Genomic DNA, 2,962 nt, shown 5'->3' on the forward strand with positions numbered 1-2,962 from the left:
TCCATATTTATCATCAGTTGTTTTTACAAAGGCAACTTCATCACTAAAGTCATCCGCTCTTTTATACTGTGGTTCAATTAAAAACTTTCCATCAGCATTTATATATCCATACAGGCTTCCTATCTTCATAACAAAATATGCCTTCTCCATACTTTTCATATCCTTTACTTGTATTCAAATACAAACCACATGTAGACATAAATTCAACATGTGGTTTAATTGTATAACAAAACATTATTTAGGTATATATCCTACCATAAATCAAAACCTTTTGGCTTATATACAAACTCACCTTCTTTGTTTATATAGCCCCATTCTCCTCCATAATTAACTCGTGCAAGTCCATTTTTAAATTCACTCGCTGGTTCAAAAACCGGCTTAACTATTACTTTTCCACTTGTATCAATATATCCTTGTTTATCCTTAACTTGTATTACTGCTAATCCTTCACTAAAATCACCTACATACTGATACTTGTTCTTAATTACTACCTTTCCAGTCGTATCTATGAAGCCATACTTACTCTTGCTATCCCTAAATCTTGCAAACCCTTCCTTAAAATCAAAAGCTTGATAAAATTGCGGTTCGATTACGATATCCCCTTTTGTATTGATATATCCATATTTTTCATCATCTGAAGATATCAAAGCTAAGCCCTCTGAAAATGTCCAGCAATTTTTATACTTACAATCAATAACAAGTTCACCTTTTTCATTAATAAAACCATCTTTTCCGTCTTTACTTACAAGTGCAAGACCTTCATTGAAATGCGAAAATAGATTAAACCCTCCTTTATTCACAAAATTTCCGTTTTTATCAATAATATATCTTTTCCCTTCTATTTCAACTAATAAATACCCATGGGTATCAACATTACCAACCCTATCAAATTTAGGTTTTATAACAACTTCTCCATTTTTATTAACAAGCCCTTCTTTACCTTCATACCTAAAGACTGCAAATCCATTGCTAAAATCTGAAACATAGCCATAATCCATAGTTAATACCAAATTATTGTCATAATCAATAAAACCTTTTATTCCATCAATGGTTTTTACTGATGCCAAACCATCACTAAAATCTCTTGCTATTTTATAGGTAGGTTCGATTACAAACTTACCATCCTCATTAATAAATCCATATAAGTTGTCTTTTTTCATAAGAAAGTATGACATCTCCATAGCTCCCTATCTTCTTTCCTTGTATTCAATCACAAACCACATGTAGACATAAATTCAACATGTGGTTTAATTGAATAACAAAACATTATTTAGGTATAGATCTTACCATAAGTCAAAACCTTTTGGCTTATATACAAACTCACCCTTCTTGTTTATATAGCCCCATTCTCCTCCATAATTAACTTGTGCAAGTCCATTTTTAAATTCACTCGCTGGTTCAAAAACCGGCTTAACTATTACTTTTCCACTAGTATCAATATATCCTTGTTTATCCTTAACTTGTATAACTGCTAATCCTTCACTAAAATCACCTACATACTGATACTTGTTCTTAATTACTACCTTTCCTGACTTATCTATGAAGCCATACTTACTCTTGCTATCCCTAAATCTCGCAAACCCTTCCTTAAAATCGAAAGCCTGGTAAAATTGGGGTTCTATAATAAACTCCCCACGCTCATTAATGTATCCATAATTATTACCATCCAAAGAAGCCACTGCAAGACCTTCAGAAAAACTTACAGCTTTAATAAATTTAAAATCGATTACCATTTCTCCATTTACGTCAATATATCCTTCCTTATCGTCTTTCCTAGCTGCTACCAATCCTTCTGAAAAGTTCGACAACGCTTGATATATAGGAGGAATCACATAATACCCTAGTTTGTCTATAATTCCCCACTTTCCTTCTGTTCTTACCACTGCCGTACCTGACTGGTTAAATCCAGTTACCCCAACTGATTTTGGTTTGATGCTGAAATTTCCAGATTTATCAATATAGAAACTTTCTTTATTTATCTTCACATGTGCGAGACCATTACTAAATTGTCCATAATAATCTGCATCAATTGATATAATCATATCATTTTTATAGTTAATGTATCCATCTTTACCATCCGTAGTCTTTACATATGCTAACTCTTCACTAAATTGTCTTGCATCACAATACATAGGTTCAATTATAAATTGTCCTGTATTGTTAATAAATCCATATAAATTCCCAACTTTCATTAAATATAATTCATTCATAAAAACACCTTCCTTTTTAGAGTGTACATTAATCCCAAATACCTCCTTGTAAGAACCAATCAGCATCCCAACGATCCGCAATATTAGATAATGGATTATAAATAACATCTATTTTTTTCCTGGTATCTTAACTTGTACATAACCATCTCCCAAAATATCAACTGTAACTTTCATCCCACCACAACTACTCTTTCTAAAAGCTTCAAATGCTTTCATACGAGGGTCATTTACAGCAGGCATCTGAGCAATTATATTGAATGGACTGTCTTCTATACAATTATCCATAGCACCTTCAAAAACAGACTTTATATGTCCTTTTTCTGTCCCCTTTGGCACGATTGCTCTGGAATATCCCGAGCCTCTCACTCCTCCAGAGCCAACGATATATTCAAACTTCGCAATCTTGCCATATTTATCTAAAAATACTACTGTTCCGGTACTTGGCATAGATATTTTATATCTTATCCTGCTGATATCGGTAACATTCTCAAGTGTATATGTTCCCGCTTTTATACCATCTAACAATTCCCTCAACATAACTCTTGAATAATTCTGTGCTTTTAGGAGGCTCGCCAAATCCGTCAGCTCTGCTACTGTCATTTTCCCTAATGCAGCTACATCATTTATCATGTCAGATATCTTCGGGCATCCAATATTATGCACCAACACAGACATCTCAGATACATAATATGTATGGTAATCTTCTATATTTAGATTATAAATCTTTTCGGGCTCTAAAAGCAATTCCTGTT

The 2,962-nt window shown here is 33.1% G+C and carries 3 protein-coding genes and 1 pseudogene; all 4 read right to left on the bottom strand.

Annotation, left to right across the window (positions count from 1 at the left end; translation table 11 throughout):
• Positions 1-159, bottom strand: a 159-nt coding sequence (locus VIO64_RS23010; protein WP_414705228.1) for a WG repeat-containing protein, incomplete at its 3' end; no start/stop codon positions are given.
• A 92-nt stretch (positions 160-251) separates the two neighbouring features.
• Positions 252-1,160: a WG repeat-containing protein gene (locus tag VIO64_RS03335; protein WP_331915137.1), complete on the bottom strand. Its 909-nt coding sequence runs from the start codon at positions 1,158-1,160 to the stop codon at positions 252-254.
• 123 nt (positions 1,161-1,283) lie between these two features.
• The gene (locus VIO64_RS03340) at positions 1,284-2,210 is read right to left on the bottom strand and encodes a WG repeat-containing protein (RefSeq protein ID WP_331915139.1); all 927 of its coding nucleotides are present in this window, start codon (positions 2,208-2,210) and stop codon (positions 1,284-1,286) included.
• 108 nt (positions 2,211-2,318) lie between these two features.
• A pseudogene (locus VIO64_RS03345) lies at positions 2,319-2,962 on the bottom strand (hypothetical protein); the annotation flags it as partial.

The organism is Pseudobacteroides sp., assembly GCF_036567765.1.
Classification (GTDB): domain Bacteria; phylum Bacillota; class Clostridia; order Acetivibrionales; family DSM-2933; genus Pseudobacteroides.